The sequence below is a fragment of the Aeromonas sp. SrichE-2G genome (genome assembly GCF_017939565.1).
In the GTDB taxonomy this organism is placed as follows: Bacteria; Pseudomonadota; Gammaproteobacteria; order Enterobacterales; family Aeromonadaceae; genus Aeromonas; species Aeromonas taiwanensis.
Genome location: NZ_JAGKRG010000005.1, coordinates 109,354 through 127,246 on the forward strand (window position 1 = coordinate 109,354; position 17,893 = coordinate 127,246).

Genomic DNA, 17,893 nt, shown 5'->3' on the forward strand with positions numbered 1-17,893 from the left:
GTTTCATGAGCTCTAGCGTATTGGTCACGGGCGCCAGCAAGGGGATAGGCCGCGCCATCTCCCTCAAGCTGGCGGCCGACGGCTTTGTCATCGTGGTGCACTACCACAGCGATCGGGCCGGCGCCGAGGCCACTCTGGCCAGCCTGGAGGCGGCCGGGGGACAGGGGCGTCTGCTCCAGTTCGACATCGCGGATCGCGAGGGTTGCCGCGCGCGGCTGGAGGCCGACATGGCCGAGCACGGCGCCTATTACGGTGTGGTCTGCAACGCCGGCATCATCCGTGACGCCGCCTTCCCCGCCCTCACCGACGAGGAGTGGGACGGGGTGCTGCACACCAACCTGGACGGTTTCTACAACCTGCTCAAGCCCTGCATCATGCCGATGATCGGCCTGCGCCGGGGCGGGCGCATCGTGACCATCTCCTCGGTGTCCGGGCTGATGGGCAATCGTGGCCAGGTCAACTACAGCGCCGCCAAGGCGGGCATCATGGGAGCCACCAAGGCGCTGGCCCTCGAGCTCGCCAAGCGCAAGATCACGGTCAACTGCGTCGCCCCCGGCCTCATCGACACCGGCATGGTGGACGAGGAGGTGAAGGCGGAGGCGATGAAGATCATCCCGCTCAAGCGGATGGGGCAGGCGGACGAGGTGGCCGGTCTGGTCTCCTACCTGATGTCCGACATCGCAGGCTATGTCACGCGGCAGGTCATCTCCATCAACGGGGGCATGGTATGAAACGGGTTGTGGTGACCGGCATGGCCGGGGTAACGGCCTTCGGGCAGGACTGGGCGAGCGTGCGGGCCAGATTGCAGGCGGGGCGCAATGCGGTGGTGAGCATGCCGGAGTGGGCCATCTACGACGGCCTCAACACCCGGCTGGCGGCCCCCATCCCGGACTTCGTGCTGCCGGCCCACTACCCGCGCAAGAAGACCCGTGCCATGGGGCGGGTTTCGGCGCTTGCCACCGTCGCCACCGAGCTGGCGCTGGCGCAGGCGGGGCTGCTGGACAACCCCGTGCTCACCGACGGGCGCACCGGCATTGCCTACGGCTCGTCCATCGGCAGCACGGATCCCATCCGCGCCTTCGGGACCATGCTCAACGACAAGAGCACTGCCAGCATCACGGCCACCACCTATGTGCAGATGATGTCGCACACGGCGGCGGTCAACACAGGGCTCTTCTTCGGCCTGCGTGGCCGGGTCATTCCCACCTCCAGCGCCTGCACCTCCGGCAGCCAGGGAATAGGCTACGCCTATGAGGCGATCAAGCACGGCTACCAGACCCTGATGGTGGCCGGCGGGGCGGAGGAGCTCTGCCCGTCTGAGGCCGTGGTGTTCGACACCCTGTTTGCCACCAGCCAGATGAACGACCACCCAGAGCTGGCGCCACGACCGTTCGACAGGGACAGGGACGGCCTGGTGATAGGCGAGGGGGCCGGCACCCTGGTGCTGGAGGAGCTGGAACATGCGCAGGCGCGCGGCGCGACTATCCTCGCCGAGCTGGTGGGCTTTGCCACCAACTGCGACGCCACCCACGTGACCCAGCCCCAGCAGGAGACCATCAGGCTCTGCATGGAGATGGCGCTGGCCCAGGCCGGGCTTCAGCCCGCCGACATCGGCTACATCAGTGCCCACGGCACCGCCACCGAGCGTGGCGACATCGCGGAGAGCCACGCCACCGCCGCCATCTTCGGCGATCGCACTCCCATCTCCTCCCTCAAGAGCTACTTCGGCCATACCCTGGGGGCCTGCGGCGCCATCGAGGCCTGGCTGGCCCTGGAGATGATGCGGGAGGGCTGGTTTGCCCCCACCATCAACCTGAGGGAGCCGGATCCCGCCTGCGCCCCGCTGGATCACGTGATGGGCAGCGGCCGCGCGCTGGACGTGGAGTACCTGATGTCCAACAACTTTGCGTTCGGCGGCATCAATACCTCCCTCATCTTCAAGCGCTGGTCCTGACGGGGCCTGCCCGTTCAGCTCCGGTGCAGCCTGGGTTCAGTTCCAGTACAGCCTGGGTTTAGCTTTGCTTAATTAAGATGCCTCCCTTTTTCAGGGAGGCATCATGTCCGTTTTATCTGTTTCATCCTTTTCCCGCCGCGGCCTGGCCGCATGCTTGCTGTCCACGCTGCTCTGGGTGCCGGCCTCGCCGGCCCTGGCCGACGATGAATTCCGGCTGGGCAAGACCATTCTGCTTGGCGTCGGCGATCACCCCGCCATCATTCCCATGCTCGCCTGTCGTCCCACCAAGTCCATCATGGTCAAGGCGGGGCGGGAGCTGACCCTGGAGAGGGTCAAGGTGTTTTATGGCAGCGATCGCAGCAAGACCCTCTATTTTGACAGGGATCTGAAAGAGGATCAGGAGTCGGGGTGGAAGTCCCTCGGCAGCCGGCTCTGCATCAAGCGGATCGAGGTGTACGGCAATTCGGAAGGGAGCCGGGCCGGTGTCAGGGTATACGGCCGCAAATAGGGCGGGAGCATGACGGCGGCCGGGGAGACCCGGCCACCTTGTTCATCCCCTGGAACAGGGGGCTTATTTCTTGGGCCTGAACGGCTTGATGACGGCTTCGTCGCACTCGAGGTAGGGCCCTTCCATCAGGTCGATGCAGTAAGGGATGGCGGGGAAGACCGCATCCAGGCACTCGCGAATGGACTTGGGCTTGCCCGGCAGGTTGACGATGAGCGAGTCGCCGCGCAACCCCGCAGTCTGGCGCGACAGTATGGCGGTCGGCACGAATTTGAGGGACTCGGCCCGCATCAGTTCGCCAAAGCCCGGCATCATGCGATCGCAGACCGCCTCGGTTGCCTCCGGCGTCACGTCCCGTCTGGCCGGCCCTGTGCCACCGGTGGTGACGACGAGGCAGCACTGCTCCTCGTCGACCAGCCGGATCAGGGTCGCCTCGATCTGATCCCGTTCGTCGGGGATCACCTGGTAGACGGGCTCCCACGCCGAGGTCAGATAGGCGTTCAGGGTGTCGATGATGGCCTTGCCGGACAGATCTTCGTAGATGCCCGCGCTGGCGCGATCGCTGACGGTGACGATACCGATTCTTGCCTTGCTCATGGTCTGCTCTTGGTTGCCGCAATAAGTGGTAAATAAAATAACATAATCAGTGAGATATGTTAAATCGTCGGGGGCGGGGAGGGGCGGGAATGACAAAAATAGAGAGTCGAACGAAAAGCTGTTTATGTCACACCGATGAATAGCGAATAAGAAAGACGAAAAACGAATTCAAATTTTATAAAAAAACTGGCGCAGTCAAATTGAAAACAATTTCATGAATCATAAGGAATAAATGCCATTCCCCCTGGCCTGTCAGGCTATTTTTCGGAAAACTGGACTCCTGTGGCACGGAGGCGACTGAACCAAAGTTCCCACCATCCTATATAACCTTCCTATGGACAGTGAAATAGTGATGGATCGGCGTCGTCGTTGCTGTAATACGCGCGATACGTCCAGCCTGGAGGGCATATGGAGCTGCCTGACTTTGACACCCTGAGACATTGGGCCCTGGCGGAGCCGCAGCGGCTCGATGCGCTGTTGCACCAGCAGATAGAGACCCTGATCGCCCAGGTGGGGCCGGAGCAGCAACGGCGGTTGCGCGGTCTGCAGTTTCGTATCGACTGCCAGCGTCGTCTCGCCAGAAACAACATGGACAGCTGCATCCGCATCGCCAATATGATGCACGAATCCGTCAATGCCATGCGCCAGCATTTCAATCACCTGCAGGATGACTCATTTTCGGACCCGTATGAGGGTTCGCCGCCAAATAACGTGATACTGCTTGCGACCTACCGCAAAGATAAATAATCGGTGCTTCCCGGCCTGCAACCCTATTCCCCCGCACTTCAACCTATATCCCCGTGTTGCGAAATTTGGGGAATTTGTTTTCTATTTGCTGCGAATCGTCGTCATCCGGTGCATTAATTCCCGCAGGGCTGACGACCGGTCAGATAGGGATGGAGAAATATCACGTTTGGGGTAATATCTCGGCATATTCCATCTTGCTAACACTCAAAGGGATCATGAGCAGCATCACACCAGGAAGGGAGCTGTCGCGGGAGCAGCAGACGGAGATCACCCGGATCATCGTCAAGGCGGGCCAGATGCTGGCCCAGTTCGGGGCCGAGAGCCGCATCATAGAGCAGACCACGGTCCGGCTCGGGATTGCGCTGGGGCTGGAGAGCGTCGAGATGGCCATCTCCTCCAGCGCCATCGTGCTGACCAGCCTCAACCGGGGGAGCTGCGTCACCACCACCCGGCGGGTGCGGGAGCACGGCATCAACATGCAGGTGGTGTGCGAGATCCAGCGTCTCTGCATCATGGCGGAGAAGTCGCTGATCGGCGCACGGGAGGTGCGTCAGCGGCTGGAGGCCATAGTGCCTTTCCACTATCACCCCTGGCTGGTGGTGCCCATGGTGGGCCTCTCCTGTGGCGCCTTCAGCCTGCTGTTCGGCGGCGACTGGCCCATCTTCCTGGTGACCTGTTTCTCGTCCGCCGTGGCGATGCGGGTGCGCCAGCTGATGGCCCGCCATCACCACAGCCCCCTCATCAACTTCGCCACCACCGGCTTCATCGCCACCCTGCTCTCCTCCAGCGCCACCTTCTTTGGCTGGGGGGCCCAGCCCTATCTCGCCATGGCAGCCAGCGTGCTGCTGCTGGTGCCGGGCTTCCCGCTCATCAACGCGGTCTCCGACATGGTGAAGGGCTACTTCAACATGGGGCTGGCCCGCTGGGGCACGGCGACCCTGCTCACCATCAGCGCGGCGATCGGCATCATCCTCGCCATGTCGGTGACCGGTATCTGGGGGTGGAAGGTATGAAGACCTTTGACGCTGTATCGACCCTGTTGATCGGGGCAAACCGGCTGTCCATCAGCGCACGGAACCATACCGGCATCATCCTCGCCATGTCGGTAACCGGTATCTGGGGGTGGAAGGTATGACGGGTTTGCATCAGGCGCCGAATATCACGCTGGCGACGTCGGTCGGCCGCATTCAAGGAGGAGAGGCATGATGGATCTGCTCTGGCTGCTGGCCAAGGATGCCTTCTGGTCGGCCATTCCGGCGGTGGGCTTTGCCATGCTGTTCAACGTGCCGCCACGGATGTTGAAGTACTGCGCCATGGGGGGCGCCCTGGCTCACAGTTTGCGTACCCTGCTCATTCACCACGGCATGCCCATCGAGTGGGCCACCCTGGCGGCGGCGACCACTGTCGGTTTTGTCTGCGTCTACTGGTCCCGACGCCTGCTGGCTCCCCGCCCGGTGTTCAGCGTGGCCTCCATCATCCCCATGATCCCCGGCAGCTATGCGTTCAAGGCGATGATCGCCGTGGTGGAGCTCAACATCTCCGGGGTGACCATGGAGCTTATCCAGAGTGCGCTGGAGAACGGGTTGAAGGCCATCTTCATCGTGGGCGCACTGAGCTTCGGGCTGGCGATACCCTCCCTGGTCGTGTACCGTAACCGGCCCATTGTCTGAGAAGGGTGCAAGAGGCTGACACCATGCAAATTTCCATGATTGCCGCCATGGCGCACGATCGCGTGATCGGCCTGGACAACCAGATGCCCTGGCATATGCCGGCGGATCTGGCCCACTTCAAGCGGGTGACCCTGGGCAAACCGGTGCTGATGGGGCGCAAGACGTTTGAATCCATCGGCCGACCGCTGCCGGGACGCCGCAATCTGGTGATCAGCCGCAACCCGGCCTATCAGGCCGAGGGCGTGGAGGTCATCGATTCGGTCGAGGCAGCGCTGGCACTGCTGGGGGAAGGGGTGGACGAGCTGATGGTGATCGGGGGCGGCTACCTCTATGGCCAACTGCTGCCACGGGCCGACAGGCTCTATCTGACCCGGATCGATCTGGCGGTGGCGGGGGATACCCGTTTCCCGGCGTTCGACGACGAGCAGTGGCGGCTCGTGGAGAGCGAGGCCCATCCCGCTGACGAGAAGAACCCCCATCCCTATCGTTTCGAGACCTGGCAACGGCGCTGAGTCGCCTGCCCGAGACGACAACGCCCGGCACTGGCCGGGCGTTTTTTATGGGCGAAGGTCGGGGTCAGATGCCGGAGCCGTCGCTCTCGCCACCTTCTTCGTGCAGGCCGCATTCGCGTTTGAGGCCGAAGAAGCGGGTCTGCTCCTCACTCATGCCGGGCTCCCACTTGGTGGTGGTGTGCACGTCGCCGACCGACAGGTAGCCCTGCTCCCACAAGGGGTGGTAGGGGAGGTCGAACTCCTTGAAGTAGTAGAAGACGTCCTTGTTGCTCCAGTCGATCACCGGCAGGAACTTGAAGCGGCCGCGCTGGATGGCCAGCACAGGCAGCTTGCCCCGGCTGCCTGACTGCTCACGGCGCAGGCCAGAGAACCAGGTCTGGGCACCCAGCTCGTTCAGGGCGCGGTCCATGGGCTCCACCTTGTTGAGCTGGTTGTAGCGGGTGATCCCCTCCACGCCCTGTTCCCACAAGAGGCCAAAACGGGCCTCCTGCCAGGCCGGGCTGAGTTCTGCCCGGTAGATCTTGAGGTGGAGGGCGAGCCGCTCGGTCAGCTCGTCGATGAAACGGTAGGTCTCGGGGAAGAGATAACCGGTATCGGTCAGCACCACGGGTACATCGGCCCGCTCGCGGCTCACCAGGTGCAGCATGAGCGCCGCCTGGATGCCGAAGCTCGACGACAGCACGTGCTCCCCCGGCAGGTTGGCCAGGGCCCAGCGCACCCGCTCGGGGGCGCTCATGGCGTCCAGCGCCCGGTTGAGGGGCGCCAGCGCCTCGACCTGCTCCTCCCGGCTCAGGGCCAGGAGGGCGTCGAGGTCGAGCCGGCCGTCGGCGGTGCGCGCCAGCCGTTCGGTATCAGTCTGTTCAGGCTGCATAGAAGTCCCTCGCGGAGTCGATGACCGGAGCGATGATCCCGGCGCGAATGACGAAGTCGCCGAAGCACTCGTCCGGGTTGCGCTCGGTGGCCCAGCGGCCGATCAGGGCATCCAGCTCGGCCAGGATCTGCGGCTCGGTGATGTTTTCCAGGTGCAAGCGCGGGATACGGGTTCCCTCCAGGTTGCCACCCAGGTGCAGGTTGTAGCGACCCGGCGCCTTGCCCACCAGCCCCACTTCCGCCAGCATGGCGCGGCCGCAGCCGTTGGGGCAGCCGGTGACGCGGAAGATGATGGCGTCATCCGCCAGGCCGTGCTTGGTCAGCAAGCCTTCGATGTCGGTGACAAACGCCGGCAGCATGCGCTCGGCCTCGGCCATCGCCAGCGGGCAGGTGGGCAGGGCCACGCAGGCCATGGACTGCTTGCGCTGTTCGCTCACGCCGTCATCCAGCAGGCCGTACTGGCGCGCCAGCGCCTCGATGCGGGCCTTCTCGCCGGCCGGGACGCCCGCGATGATGAGGTTCTGGTTGGCGGTGAGGCGGAAGTCCCCCTGATGCACCTTGGCGATCTCCAGCATGCCGGTCTTGAGGGGCTTGCCCGGGAAGTCCAGCAGGCGGCCGTTCTCGATAAACAGGGTCAGGTGGTGCTTGCCGTCGATCCCCTCGACCCAGCCGAAGCGATCGCCACGGCTGGTAAATTCGTAGGGGCGAACCGGCCCGAACTGGATGCCGGCACGGTTCTCCACCTCGGCCTTGAAGGCCTCGACGCCGACCCGCTCCAGGGTGTACTTGGTCTTGGCGTTCTTGCGGTTGACCCGGTTGCCCCAGTCGCGCTGGGTGCTGACCACGGCGGCCGCCACCTCCAGCACGTGGGAGAGGGGCACGAAGCCGAAGTCGCTCGCCTTGCGCGGGTAGGTGGTAGTGTCGCCATGGGTCATGGCGAGACCCCCGCCCACCAGCACGTTGAAGCCCACCAGCTTGCCACCTTCGGCGATGGCCACGAAGTTGAGATCGTTGGCGTGGATGTCCACGTCGTTGTGGGGCGGGATCACGACAGTGGTCTTGAATTTGCGCGGCAGGTAGTTGGAGCCCAGGATAGGCTCCTCGTCCTCCCCCAGCTTCTCGCCGTCCAGCCAGATCTCCACGTAGGCGCGGGTCTTGGGCAGCAGGTGCTCGGAGATCTTCTTGGCCCACTCGTAGGCCTCCTGGTGCAGCTCGGACTCCACCGGGTTGCTGGTGCACAGTACGTTGCGGTTCACGTCCCCCGCAGTGGCGATGGAGTCGATGCCGGTGCTGTTCAGGGTCTGGTGCATCAGCTTGATGTCGCGCTTGAGCACGCCGTGGAACTGGAAGGTCTGGCGGGTGGTCAGGCGAATGCTGCCATACATGCTGTGCTCTTCGGCGAACTTGTCGATCACCTGCCACTGGGCCGGGGTGATGATGCCGCCCGGCAGGCGGGCACGCAGCATGACGTTGTGCAGGGGCTCCAGCTTCTGGGCAGCGCGCTCCGGGCGGATGTCGCGGTCATCCTGCTGGTACATGCCGTGGAAGCGGATCAGCTGGAAGTTGTCGCCGTTGAAGCCACCGGTGAGGGGATCCTGCAGATCCTGCTCTATGGTACCGCGCAGGAAGTTGCTCTCGCGCTTGAGGCGCTCGTTGTCGGCCAGCGGTCCTTCGACCGGTCCCGGAATAACTTGTTTGCTCATCAGTAGACATCCCTTTGATAACGTTTGGCACGACGCAATTCGCTCAGATACTCTTCTGCTTCCTCACGGCTCTTGTGGCCATGTTCGGCAATCACTTCCAGCAGGGCTTCCTGCACATCTTTCGCCATGTGGTTGGCGTCGCCACACACATAGACGTGTGCGCCTGCTTCCAGCCACTGGTAGAGCTCGAGCCCCGCCTCGCGCAGGCGATCCTGCACATAAATCTTGTTGGCCTGATCCCGGCTGAAGGCCAGGGAGATCTTCGACAGCAGGCCGGATTTCACATAGCGCTGCCACTCCACCTGATAGAGGAAATCCTGGGTGAAGTGAGGGTTGCCGAAGAAGAGCCAGTTCTTGCCCGAGGCCCCGAGGGCTTCCCGCTCCTGCATAAAGGCGCGGAAGGGGGCGATGCCGGTGCCAGGGCCCACCATGATGACGGGGGTATCCGGGTTCGCCGGCAGGCGGAAGTTGTCGTTGTGCTCCACGAACACCCGCACCTCGGCCTCTTCGGCCAGGCGGTCCGCCAGATAAGAGGAGGCGCCGCCACTGCGCACTGTGCCGTCTTCCTGAGGGTAGCGCACCACGCCGACGGTCAGGTGCACCTCCTCTTCCACCTCGCTCTGGGCGGAGGCGATGGAGTAGAGGCGCGGGGTGAGCGGGCGCAGCAGGGCGATCAGTTGATCTGCACTCAGGGAGGCGGGGAAACGCTTGAGCACATCCACCACCTGGGCAGAGGCGACCAGGGCATTGACCTGGGCCTTGTCGCCGGCCAGATCCTTGAGGGCCGCGTTGTCCGCGATCTCGGCGAGGCCCGTGATCAGGCCGCCGTGCAGCCGGGTCAGCTCGAAGTGGCGGGTCAGTGCCTCGCGCAGGCTGCCATGGGGAGTGGCCTCGTCACCGCTCAGACCGGTCAGGGTCAGCACCTCGCCCACGAGATCGGCGTCATTGTCGAACCAGATACCGAGGGCATCCCCGGGTTGATAGGTGATGCCGGACTCTTCCAGGTTGATCTCGATATGGCGGATGTCCTTGGTGGAGTCGCGGCCGGTGATCTTCTGGTTGACGGAGAGCCGTGCCGGGAAGGGGTTCTCCTTGTGGTACTGGCTGTGGCCGACGGCCGCCTGCACGGCCCCTGCCACGCTGGCACCGGCACTGCCCGCGGAGAGGGTGGCGGCAACGGCCTTGACCGCCTGCTCGCCCCAGGCCTTGGCGGCGTCCTGGTAATCCACGTCCAGGCTCGCCAGCTCATAAATACGCTCACCACCTGCTTTGGACAGGAAGTCGTCGAAATCCTTGCCGGTCTGGCAGAAGAATTCGTAGGAACTGTCACCCAGCCCCAGTACGGCGAACTTGAGGCCGTCCAGCTTGCCAATCTTGCCCTTCTTGAGCTGCTCGAACAGATCGACCGCGCTCTCCGGCGGCTCACCTTCCCCGTAAGTGCTCACGACCACCAGCAGGTGGGTCTCTTTCTTGAGCTGCTTGGGCTTGTAGTCCGCCATGGAGATGAGGGTCACCGGCAGGCCGCTGGCCTCGGCCTGTGCCTTGATGGCGCTGGCCACGCCCTTGGCGTTGCCGGTCTGGGATCCGTAGAGGATGGTGAGGCTGCCGCCGGGGGCCGCGGCCTCGGTGCTGCCGGCCGCAACGGGCTGGACGCCGGCCTGGGAGAGGCCGTAGAGATAACCGCTCACCCAGGCGAGCTGCTGGGTGTTGAGGGTCGCGAGGACCTGGTTAAGCTGGCGCTGCTGTTCGTCAGAGAGCGGGCTGAGGTTGGGTATGGGGGCTGTCAATGGCATCACACATGTCTTCCATGGTCTGATTTTTGGTCAGAGTAAGGGGTGCAATGAATAACAACAAAGAATAAAAATATCTTCTTTATGCGATTTGTGAATTTATAAAGTCGGATTTCGCCTCAGTACCCGTCTCCCTGTGGTATAAAAGCGGCATTATTGAGTCCCTATTTTGTCCCGGAGGATCTGCCGATGTCCCGTTTGTTCCATGTCAACGCCTTCAGCCAGCACCCCTTCGGGGGCAACCCCGCCATCGTGGTCCAGGGGCCCGAGCGCAGTGACGCCGAGCTGCAGGCCATGGCTGCGGAGTTCAACCTGTCGGAGAGCGCCTTCCTCAGCCCTCTCGGCGAGGGGCATTACCGGCTGCGCTGGTTTACCCCTCAAGTGGAGGTGGACTTGTGCGGTCACGGCACCCTGGCGGCGGCCCACGTGCTGTGGCAGACAGGGGAGGTGGCCGAAGATCAGCCCATCCGCTTCGCGACCCGCAGCGGCGAGCTGGTGGCCAGGCGCGAAGGGGCCTGGATCTGGCTCGACTTCCCGCGTATTGCTCTTGTGCCCCTTGAGCTGGATCCCGCCTATGGGGCCGCCCTCGGCTGCCGGCCGTTGCAGACTCTGGCCGCTGGCGCCAAGTTCCTGCTTGAGCTCGGTAGCGAGGAAGAGGTGCGAGCACTCTCCCCCGACTTCCACGCCCTGCGCGCCCTGCCGGGGCGGGGGATCATGGTGACGGCGCCATCGAGCCGGGGGGAGGACGATTTCGTCTCCCGCTACTTCGCCCCCTGGGTCGGGGTGGAGGAGGATCCGGTGACCGGCTCCAACCACTGCGCCCTGGTGCCGTTCTGGGCCGAGCGCCTCGGCAAGTCGCAGCTGCGGGCCCGTCAGATCTCGACTCGAGGCGGGGATCTCAGGCTCATTCTGCAAGGGGAGCGGGTGCTGATGGCGGGCCAGGCCGTCACCTTGTGGCAAGGGGAGTGGCTGCTGCCCCCCGCCCCATAATCAGCAGGCTGTCGGCGGCTTGAACGTTCGCCACCGGTTGTGCACGCCATAAAAAACGCCCCGCAATTGCGGGGCGTTTCCATTGTGATCGCGCTCGGGAGGGATCCCGGCGGGGGTCACACTTATTTCTGCGGACGCAGAGCCGGGAACAGGATGACGTCGCGGATGGTGTGGCTGTTGGTGAACAGCATCACCAGACGGTCGATACCGATACCCTGACCGGCGGTCGGCGGCAGGCCGTGTTCCAGCGCGGTGACGAAGTCGGCGTCGTAGAACATGGCTTCGTCGTCCCCTGCGGCTTTCTGGTCAACCTGGGCCTGGAAGCGCTCGGCCTGATCTTCTGCATCGTTCAGCTCGGAGAAGCCGTTGGCCAGCTCGCGGCCGCCGATGAAGAATTCGAAGCGGTCGGTCACGTCCGGGTTCTGGTCGTTGCGACGGGCCAGGGGAGAGACGGCGGCCGGGTACTCGGTGATGAAGGTCGGTTGCAGCAGCATGTGCTCCACGGTCTCTTCGAAGATCGCGGTGATCACGTGGCCCAGCTCCCAGCTCTTCATCAGCTCGATCTTCAGGCCCTTGGCGACGGCAGTTGCCTTCTCCAGAGTGGCCAGATCGTCACGGGTCACGCTCGGGTTGTACTTCAGGATGGAGTCCACCATGGAGAGGCGCTGGAACGGCTGACCGAAGTCGATGGTCAGGCCCTCTTCGCCCTCTTTGGCGTAACGGATCCTGGTGTCGCCCAGGATGTCCTGCGCCAGGGTGCGCAGCATCTCTTCGGTGAGATCCATCAGATCGATGTAGTCGGCGTAGGCCATATAGAACTCGAGCATGGTGAACTCGGGGTTATGGCGAACGGAGATGCCTTCGTTGCGGAAGTTGCGGTTGATCTCGTACACGCGCTCGAAACCACCGACCACCAGACGCTTCAGATAGAGCTCAGGCGCGATACGCAGGTACATGTCGATGTCCAGCGCATTGTGGTGGGTGATGAAGGGACGTGCGGAGGCGCCACCCGGGATGACCTGCATCATGGGGGTTTCCACTTCCATGAAGCGCTTGTCGTTCAGGAACTTGCGGATACCGGCCACCACCTTGGTACGGGTCACGAAGGTCTTGCGGGACTCTTCGTTGGCGATCAGATCCAGGTAACGCTGACGGCAGCGTGCTTCCTGGTCGGTCAGGCCCTTGTGCTTCTCGGGCAGCGGGCGCAGCGCCTTGGTCAGCAGGCGGATAGTGGACACGTGCACGGAGAGCTCACCGGCGTTGGTGCGGAACAGGGTACCCTCGACACCGACGATGTCACCGAGATCCCACTTCTTGAACTGTTCGTTGTAGAAGCCTTCCGGCAGGTCGTCACGGGTCACGTAGATCTGGATCTTGCCAGCCATGTCCTGCAGGGTCGCAAAGGAAGCCTTGCCCATGATCCGGCGGGTCATGATGCGACCGGCAATCTTCACCTGTTTACCCAGGGCGACCAGCTCGTCGTTGCTCTTGTCGCCGAACTCGGCGTGCAGATCGCCGGACAGGCTGTCACGACGGAAGTCGTTGGGGAAGGGGTTGCCCTGGGCGCGCAGCGCGGCCAGCTTGGAACGACGCTCAAGCATCTCGTTGTTCAGCTCGAGTGTCTGGTCGATTTCCGGAGTAGTGCTTTGTTCAGACATGGTGATTCCTGCTGCTCTGTTTACAGACCTGATTTCAGGCTGGCTTCGATAAACTTGTCCAAGTCGCCGTCGAGTACCGACTGGGTGTTGCGGGTCTCGACGCCGGTACGCAGATCCTTGATACGGGAATCATCCAGTACGTAGGAACGGATCTGGCTGCCCCAGCCGATGTCGGACTTGGTCTCTTCGAGGGCTTGCTTCTCGGCGTTCTGCTTCTGAATTTCCAGCTCGTAGAGCTTGGCCTTCAGCTGCTTCATACACTGATCTTTGTTCTTGTGCTGGGAACGGTCGTTCTGGCACTGCACCACCACCCCGGTCGGGATGTGGGTGATACGCACCGCGGACTCGGTCCGGTTGACGTGCTGACCACCGGCACCGGAGGCGCGGTAGACGTCGATACGCAGATCGGCCGGGTTGATCTCGATCTCGATGTCGTCATCGATCTCGGGGTAGACAAACACGGAGCAGAACGAGGTGTGGCGACGGCCACCGGAATCGAACGGTGACTTGCGGACCAGGCGGTGCACGCCGGTCTCGGTGCGCAGCCAGCCGAAGGCATACTCGCCGGTGAACTTGATGGTGGCGGATTTGATGCCGGCCACGTCGCCCTCGGAGCACTCGATGAGTTCGGGCTTGTAGCCGTGGGCATCGCCCCAGCGCAGGTACATGCGCAGCACCATGTTGGCCCAGTCCTGGGCCTCGGTACCGCCGGAGCCGGACTGGATGTCGATGTAGCAGTCGGAGCCGTCGTGCTGACCGGAGAACATGCGGCGGAACTCGAGATCCACCAGCTTGGCTTCGAGCTCGTCCGCTTCGACCACGGCTTCGTTGAAGGTCTCTTCGTCTTCCCCTTCGACGGCCAGGCTGACCAGCATCTCGACGTCATCGACGCCCTGGGTCAGGGTATCTATGGTGCTGACCACGTTCTCCAGGGAGACGCGCTCCTTGCCCAGCGCCTGTGCGCGCTCGGGTTCATTCCAGACATCCGGCTGTTCCAGCTCGGCGTTTACCTCTTCCAGACGCTCTTTCTTGGCGTCATAGTCAAAGGTACCCCCTAAGCAGCTCGGTCCTCTCAGACAGCTCCTTAAGCTTGTTTAATACAGGATTGACTTCAAACATCGTGAAAACTCTCGGGGTCGATGTGATTTAAAAACGGGATATTCTAGCCAATTGCGGAAGGAATAAACAGGGTTGGCTGTACCCGCATGTCTTCCTTCACCGATTTCCGAAGCCATTTTTGCCATTCATGGGCAAAATGTCGTCGGCGATGCCATTCTTCGCTTCAGTTTTGCGCTGGCTGGCCGCTATCAACATGACAGTGCCATGCACTCCCGGTAATCCTGTTCCTGACTCCACAAGAAGAAAACACGATGAAAAACCTATCACTCAAGCAGAAGATTCTGTTGTCTGTGGTCATCGCCCTGTCGCTGGTGATCCTGCTGCTCTCCTGGCAGAGCTATACCAGTCAGAAGTCCCTGCTGCTGCAAGGCAGTCAGGAACAGGTGCAACGCCTTGGCAGCCAGCAGGCCGCCAGCGTGAGCGACTGGCTCGCCGCCCGTCGCGACGTCATCCAGGCCCTCGGCAACAAGGCCGGTACCGAACCCCTCAACGCCCTGCAACAGGCTCAGGTTTCCGGTCGCTTCCAGCTCACCTACTTCGGTGAAGGCAGCGGCAAGATGAACGACTCCGACCCCACCATCAATCGTGACGGTTACGATCCCCGCTCCCGTGGCTGGTATCAGGAAGCCATGGCCAAGGGTGGCATGATCGTCACCAAGCCCTACCTGGACGTGGCCTACAACATCCTGGTGGTGACCCTGGCCCAACCGGCCCAGGGCGGCGTGGTCGGCGGCGACCTCTCCATCGCCTCCCTGGTGGAAGACGTCACCAAGATGAAGCTGCCGGCGGACGGCTTCGCCATCCTGATGCACAAGGACGGCACCGTCATCGCCTACAAGGACGCGGCCAAGGCGATGAAGCCGGCCAGCGAGATCGACAACGACCTGACCAATGCCCTGATCGAGCAGAGCAAGAACAGCAACAGCCTGGTGCCGGCCTACTTCGACAACGAAGGCCGTGACAAGCTGCTGTGGGCGGTGGATATCCCGGACACCGACTGGGAGCTGGTACTGGTGCTGGACAAGAGCACCCTGGAGGCTCCGCTCTCCTCCCTGCTGATGACCCAGCTCGGCCTGGCCCTGCTGGTGCTGGTGGGCAGCATCCTCGCCATCTCCTGGCTGGTCAGCCTGCTGCTTGGCCCGCTCGGCAAGGTCTCCCAGGCCCTGGCTCGCATCGCCGATGGTAACGGCGACCTGACCCAGCGCATCAAGATCGACGCCAACGACGAAGTGGGCCAGCTGGCCAACAGCTTCAACCGCTTCGTGGGCAGCCAGCATCAGCTCATTGCCAACATCCGCCAGCTCGCGAACGAACTGAACGCCGACGCCGAACGCAGCCTGGTGACCAACCAGGCCGCGGTGGAAGAGCTGCAGCGCCAGCAGCAGGAGGTGACCATGGTCGCCACCGCCGTCACCGAGATGGCGAGCGCCACCATGGAGATCGCGGGCAACGCCGAGAACACCGCCGCCGCCGCCCAGCAATCCGCCCAGAGCAGCGAACAGGGCAAGATGCTGGTGAACCAGACTCGCCACTCCATCAACAATCTGGCCGAGGAAGTGGGCCAGGCGACCGGGGTCATCGGCGAGCTGAGCCGCCATGCCCAGGCCATCTCCGGCATCCTCTCCACCATCCAGGGCATCGCCGAGCAGACCAACCTGCTGGCGCTGAACGCGGCCATCGAAGCGGCCCGTGCCGGTGAACAGGGTCGCGGCTTCGCCGTGGTGGCGGACGAGGTGCGGGTGCTGTCGCGCCGTACCCAGGACTCCACCCAGGAGATCCAGTCCACCATCGAGACCCTGCAGCAGACCACGGCCCGTGCGGTGAGCCTGATGCAGACCAGCCAGGGGCTGGCCGACAACAGCGTGAAGGACGCCGATGCCGCCGCCGCCGCACTCGAAGAGATCACCCAGGCCGTCAGCCTCATCTCCGACATGGCGGGACAGATCGCCACCGCCGCCGAGGAGCAGACCCAGGTGACCGGTGAAATCACCCAGAACACCACCGCCATCAAGGACGTGAGCGACGAGATCACCGCCTCCGCCATGCGCGACCTGGATCAGGCACACAACCTCAAGGGACGTGCCACCAACCTGAACCAGCAGGTGTCGACCTTTATCCTCTAAGGGATGATGCGCGGCGATCACGGCCGTCATGAGAAAAGCCCTGCACTCTGGCGAGTGCGGGGCTTTTTCTTTGTATGTTCCCTTGCCTGTGTGCCTGTGTGCCTGTGTGCCTGTGTGCCTGTGTGCCTGTGTGCCTGTGTGCGGGCGGGGCAAGCGATGACGGCGGGGCGGGATTGCCGGCCTGTGCAAACGACAGAGCCCACCTGAGGTGGGCTCTGTTCATATGCGTCTGACAGAAAAAGGAATTACAGGAAGGGCAGCGCCAGGAACAGCTTGATCACCACGGCGTTGATGATGTCGATGAAGAAGGCCCCCACCATGGGCACCACCAGAAACGCCATGTGGGAGGGGCCGAAGCGCTGGGTGATGGCCTGCATGTTGGCAATCGCCGTGGGGGTGGCCCCGAGGCCGAAGCCGCAGTGGCCCGCCGCCAGCACGGCCGCGTCATAGTTCTTGCCCATGACCCGGAAGGTGACGAAGACGGCGTAGAGTGCCATGGCCACGGTCTGGGCCGCCAGCAGCACGAAGATGGGCAGGGCCAGGCTCGCCAGATCCCACAGCTTGAGGCTCATCAGGGCCATGGCCAGGAAGAGCGAAAGACTGACGTTGCCGAGCAGGGAGACCTCGCGATCGCTCACCTCATGCCAGTTGAGCAGAGTCAGGGTGTTGCGCAGCAGCACACCGACGAACAGCACGCAGACGAAGACGGGCAGCTCGAAGGCGCCGCCCCTGAGGTAGGCGGCGAGCATCTCGCCCCCCTTCAGGCTGATGGCGATGAGCGCCAGGGTCTCGATCACGCTGAAGGTGGTGAGGGGGCGCTCCATGTCCGGCATCTCGAAGCCCTGAGGGGCGCCGTCCCGGTTGTGCTCCTCGCCGGGCACCTGCACCTTCTTCACCAGGTGACGGGCCACGGGGCCGCCGATCACGCCCCCCAGCACCAGGCCGAAGGTGGCACAGGCGATGGCGAGCTCGGCGGCGGATTGTACCCCGTACTTGGCGCTGAAGATGGACCCCCATGCCGCCCCGGTGCCGTGCCCCCCGGAGAGGGTGATGGAGCCGGCCAGCAGGCCCATGTGGGGATCCAGCCCCAGCAGGGTGGCCAGACCCACCCCCAGGCTGTTTTGCATCAGCAGCAGGCCGGTGACCACCATCAGGAAGGTGATCACCGCCTTGCCGCCGCGCTTGAGGCTGGCGAGATCGGCGGAGAGGCCGATGGAGGCGAAGAAGGCGAGCATCAGCGGGGTCTGCAGGCTGGTGTCAAACTGCAGCTCCAGTTGCAGGGTGGAGCGCAGCAACAGCAGGACCAGGGCGACCACCAGACCACCCGCCACGGGCTTGGGAATGTTGAAGGTACGCAGAGGTCCGATCCGGTTGACCAGCAGACGGCCGAGCAGCAGCACCAGGGTGGCGGCGACCAGGGTGGTGTAGGAATCAAGTTGTAGCATTCGGTACTCCCATGTTGAACGGCTGTGTCTTTGGCAAGAAAGACCCACGGATCCAGCCGGGATGAAACAGAGCGGCGAGGGTGCCGGTTACAGAGGGGGCCTGGGCCCCGTCCCACGCAAAAATGGGATCGGTACGAACCCGTCATCGTCGGGCGTTCAGAAGAGATTCTTGAAAAATCCGGCGGATAGTAGCAGAAAGCATCGTTTATA

General features: G+C 63.2%; 17 protein-coding genes. 10 read left to right on the forward strand and 7 right to left on the reverse strand.

What is annotated here, in order from left to right; all coding sequences use genetic code 11:
* The first annotated feature begins 5 nt into the window (after nt 1–5).
* From J9885_RS09330 to J9885_RS09340, 3 genes are all read left to right on the forward strand, one after another.
* Complete coding sequence (locus J9885_RS09330) at nt 6–731, forward strand: 3-ketoacyl-ACP reductase FabG2 (protein ID WP_210549081.1); 726 nt, start codon at nt 6–8, stop codon at nt 729–731.
* Nucleotides 728–1,954 carry a beta-ketoacyl-ACP synthase gene (locus J9885_RS09335; protein ID WP_210549083.1) on the forward strand — a complete coding sequence of 409 codons (1,227 nt, stop codon included), beginning with the start codon at nt 728–730 and terminating at the stop codon, nt 1,952–1,954. The genes J9885_RS09330 and J9885_RS09335 overlap by 4 nt, the downstream gene beginning before the upstream one ends.
* Before the next feature lie 103 nt (nt 1,955–2,057).
* Complete coding sequence (locus tag J9885_RS09340; RefSeq protein ID WP_043762334.1) at nt 2,058–2,462, forward strand: DUF2541 family protein; 405 nt, start codon at nt 2,058–2,060, stop codon at nt 2,460–2,462.
* 63 nt (nt 2,463–2,525) lie between these two features.
* Here J9885_RS09340 and mog read toward each other — a convergent pair whose 3' ends face one another.
* Nucleotides 2,526–3,056, reverse strand: coding sequence for a molybdopterin adenylyltransferase (gene mog, locus J9885_RS09345; protein ID WP_043762333.1), 531 nt, complete (start codon nt 3,054–3,056; stop codon nt 2,526–2,528).
* A gap of 408 nt (nt 3,057–3,464) precedes the next feature.
* Here mog and J9885_RS09350 point away from each other — a divergent pair, with 408 nt between their 5' ends.
* The 5 genes from J9885_RS09350 (at nt 3,465) to folA (ending at nt 5,985) form a co-directional block, all read left to right on the forward strand.
* Nucleotides 3,465–3,803: a DUF3135 domain-containing protein gene (locus J9885_RS09350; RefSeq protein ID WP_210549085.1), complete on the forward strand. Its 339-nt coding sequence runs from the start codon at nt 3,465–3,467 to the stop codon at nt 3,801–3,803.
* 215 nt (nt 3,804–4,018) lie between these two features.
* Entirely contained in the window at nt 4,019–4,816 is a 798-nt protein-coding gene (locus J9885_RS09355) for a threonine/serine exporter family protein (protein WP_210549087.1), read from the forward strand.
* Complete coding sequence (locus J9885_RS20080) at nt 4,813–4,938, forward strand: hypothetical protein (RefSeq protein ID WP_282598290.1); 126 nt, start codon at nt 4,813–4,815, stop codon at nt 4,936–4,938. The genes J9885_RS09355 and J9885_RS20080 overlap by 4 nt, the downstream gene beginning before the upstream one ends.
* Before the next feature lie 67 nt (nt 4,939–5,005).
* On the forward strand, nt 5,006–5,473 hold the full coding sequence (locus tag J9885_RS09360; protein WP_043762326.1) for a threonine/serine exporter family protein: 468 nt from the start codon (nt 5,006–5,008) through the stop codon (nt 5,471–5,473).
* A gap of 23 nt (nt 5,474–5,496) precedes the next feature.
* Nucleotides 5,497–5,985, forward strand: coding sequence for a type 3 dihydrofolate reductase (folA, locus tag J9885_RS09365; RefSeq protein ID WP_210549090.1), 489 nt, complete (start codon nt 5,497–5,499; stop codon nt 5,983–5,985).
* A 64-nt stretch (nt 5,986–6,049) separates the two neighbouring features.
* Here the strand turns inward: folA and J9885_RS09370 are convergent, their stop codons facing one another.
* The 3 genes from J9885_RS09370 to J9885_RS09380 are packed head-to-tail and all read right to left on the reverse strand — an operon-like array spanning nt 6,050 to nt 10,351.
* A complete protein-coding gene (locus J9885_RS09370; protein WP_210549092.1) occupies nt 6,050–6,856 on the reverse strand; it encodes a phosphoadenylyl-sulfate reductase in 807 nt (268 codons plus the stop codon).
* Nucleotides 6,846–8,558 carry an assimilatory sulfite reductase (NADPH) hemoprotein subunit gene (gene cysI / locus J9885_RS09375; protein ID WP_043762320.1) on the reverse strand — a complete coding sequence of 571 codons (1,713 nt, stop codon included), beginning with the start codon at nt 8,556–8,558 and terminating at the stop codon, nt 6,846–6,848. Before cysI ends, J9885_RS09370 begins: the two co-directional genes overlap by 11 nt.
* Nucleotides 8,558–10,351: an assimilatory sulfite reductase (NADPH) flavoprotein subunit gene (locus J9885_RS09380; RefSeq protein WP_210549197.1), complete on the reverse strand. Its 1,794-nt coding sequence runs from the start codon at nt 10,349–10,351 to the stop codon at nt 8,558–8,560. Before J9885_RS09380 ends, cysI begins: the two co-directional genes overlap by 1 nt.
* Before the next feature lie 180 nt (nt 10,352–10,531).
* Here J9885_RS09380 and J9885_RS09385 point away from each other — a divergent pair, with 180 nt between their 5' ends.
* Nucleotides 10,532–11,338, forward strand: coding sequence for a PhzF family phenazine biosynthesis protein (locus J9885_RS09385; RefSeq protein WP_210549199.1), 807 nt, complete (start codon nt 10,532–10,534; stop codon nt 11,336–11,338).
* 122 nt (nt 11,339–11,460) lie between these two features.
* Here the strand turns inward: J9885_RS09385 and lysS are convergent, their stop codons facing one another.
* Nucleotides 11,461–12,939 (reverse strand): lysine--tRNA ligase, encoded by a 1,479-nt coding sequence (gene lysS, locus J9885_RS09390; RefSeq protein WP_245155491.1) that lies wholly within the window; start codon nt 12,937–12,939, stop codon nt 11,461–11,463.
* Nucleotides 12,940–13,016: 77 nt separating this feature from the next.
* Nucleotides 13,017–14,115 (reverse strand): peptide chain release factor 2 gene (gene prfB / locus J9885_RS09395; protein WP_134696129.1). Its coding sequence is split into 2 segments (ribosomal slippage): nt 13,017–14,039 and nt 14,041–14,115, totalling 1,098 coding nucleotides; the frame shifts between segments, so codons are not numbered across the junction.
* Between the two features lie 251 nt (nt 14,116–14,366).
* On the opposite strand from prfB, the gene J9885_RS09400 reads away from it, so the two are divergent.
* On the forward strand, nt 14,367–16,238 hold the full coding sequence (locus J9885_RS09400) for a methyl-accepting chemotaxis protein (RefSeq protein WP_210549094.1): 1,872 nt from the start codon (nt 14,367–14,369) through the stop codon (nt 16,236–16,238).
* Nucleotides 16,239–16,483: 245 nt separating this feature from the next.
* Here J9885_RS09400 and gltS read toward each other — a convergent pair whose 3' ends face one another.
* On the reverse strand, nt 16,484–17,683 hold the full coding sequence (gene gltS, locus J9885_RS09405; RefSeq protein ID WP_043808655.1) for a sodium/glutamate symporter: 1,200 nt from the start codon (nt 17,681–17,683) through the stop codon (nt 16,484–16,486).
* Nucleotides 17,684–17,893: the final 210 nt, after the last annotated feature.

Coding starts and splice junctions, on each gene's coding strand:
- J9885_RS20080 (WP_282598290.1), top strand. CDS start 4,813: ATGAAGACCTTTGACGCTGTATCGACCCTGTTGATCGGGGCAAACCGG.
- J9885_RS09400 (WP_210549094.1), top strand. CDS start 14,367: ATGAAAAACCTATCACTCAAGCAGAAGATTCTGTTGTCTGTGGTCATC.
- J9885_RS09335 (WP_210549083.1), top strand. CDS start 728: ATGAAACGGGTTGTGGTGACCGGCATGGCCGGGGTAACGGCCTTCGGG.
- lysS (WP_245155491.1), bottom strand. CDS start 12,939: ATGCTTGAGCGTCGTTCCAAGCTGGCCGCGCTGCGCGCCCAGGGCAAC.
- cysI (WP_043762320.1), bottom strand. CDS start 8,558: ATGAGCAAACAAGTTATTCCGGGACCGGTCGAAGGACCGCTGGCCGAC.
- mog (WP_043762333.1), bottom strand. CDS start 3,056: ATGAGCAAGGCAAGAATCGGTATCGTCACCGTCAGCGATCGCGCCAGC.
- J9885_RS09350 (WP_210549085.1), top strand. CDS start 3,465: ATGGAGCTGCCTGACTTTGACACCCTGAGACATTGGGCCCTGGCGGAG.
- folA (WP_210549090.1), top strand. CDS start 5,497: ATGCAAATTTCCATGATTGCCGCCATGGCGCACGATCGCGTGATCGGC.
- J9885_RS09370 (WP_210549092.1), bottom strand. CDS start 6,856: ATGCAGCCTGAACAGACTGATACCGAACGGCTGGCGCGCACCGCCGAC.
- J9885_RS09380 (WP_210549197.1), bottom strand. CDS start 10,351: ATGCCATTGACAGCCCCCATACCCAACCTCAGCCCGCTCTCTGACGAA.
- J9885_RS09340 (WP_043762334.1), top strand. CDS start 2,058: ATGTCCGTTTTATCTGTTTCATCCTTTTCCCGCCGCGGCCTGGCCGCA.
- J9885_RS09355 (WP_210549087.1), top strand. CDS start 4,019: ATGAGCAGCATCACACCAGGAAGGGAGCTGTCGCGGGAGCAGCAGACG.
- gltS (WP_043808655.1), bottom strand. CDS start 17,683: ATGCTACAACTTGATTCCTACACCACCCTGGTCGCCGCCACCCTGGTG.
- J9885_RS09330 (WP_210549081.1), top strand. CDS start 6: ATGAGCTCTAGCGTATTGGTCACGGGCGCCAGCAAGGGGATAGGCCGC.
- J9885_RS09360 (WP_043762326.1), top strand. CDS start 5,006: ATGATGGATCTGCTCTGGCTGCTGGCCAAGGATGCCTTCTGGTCGGCC.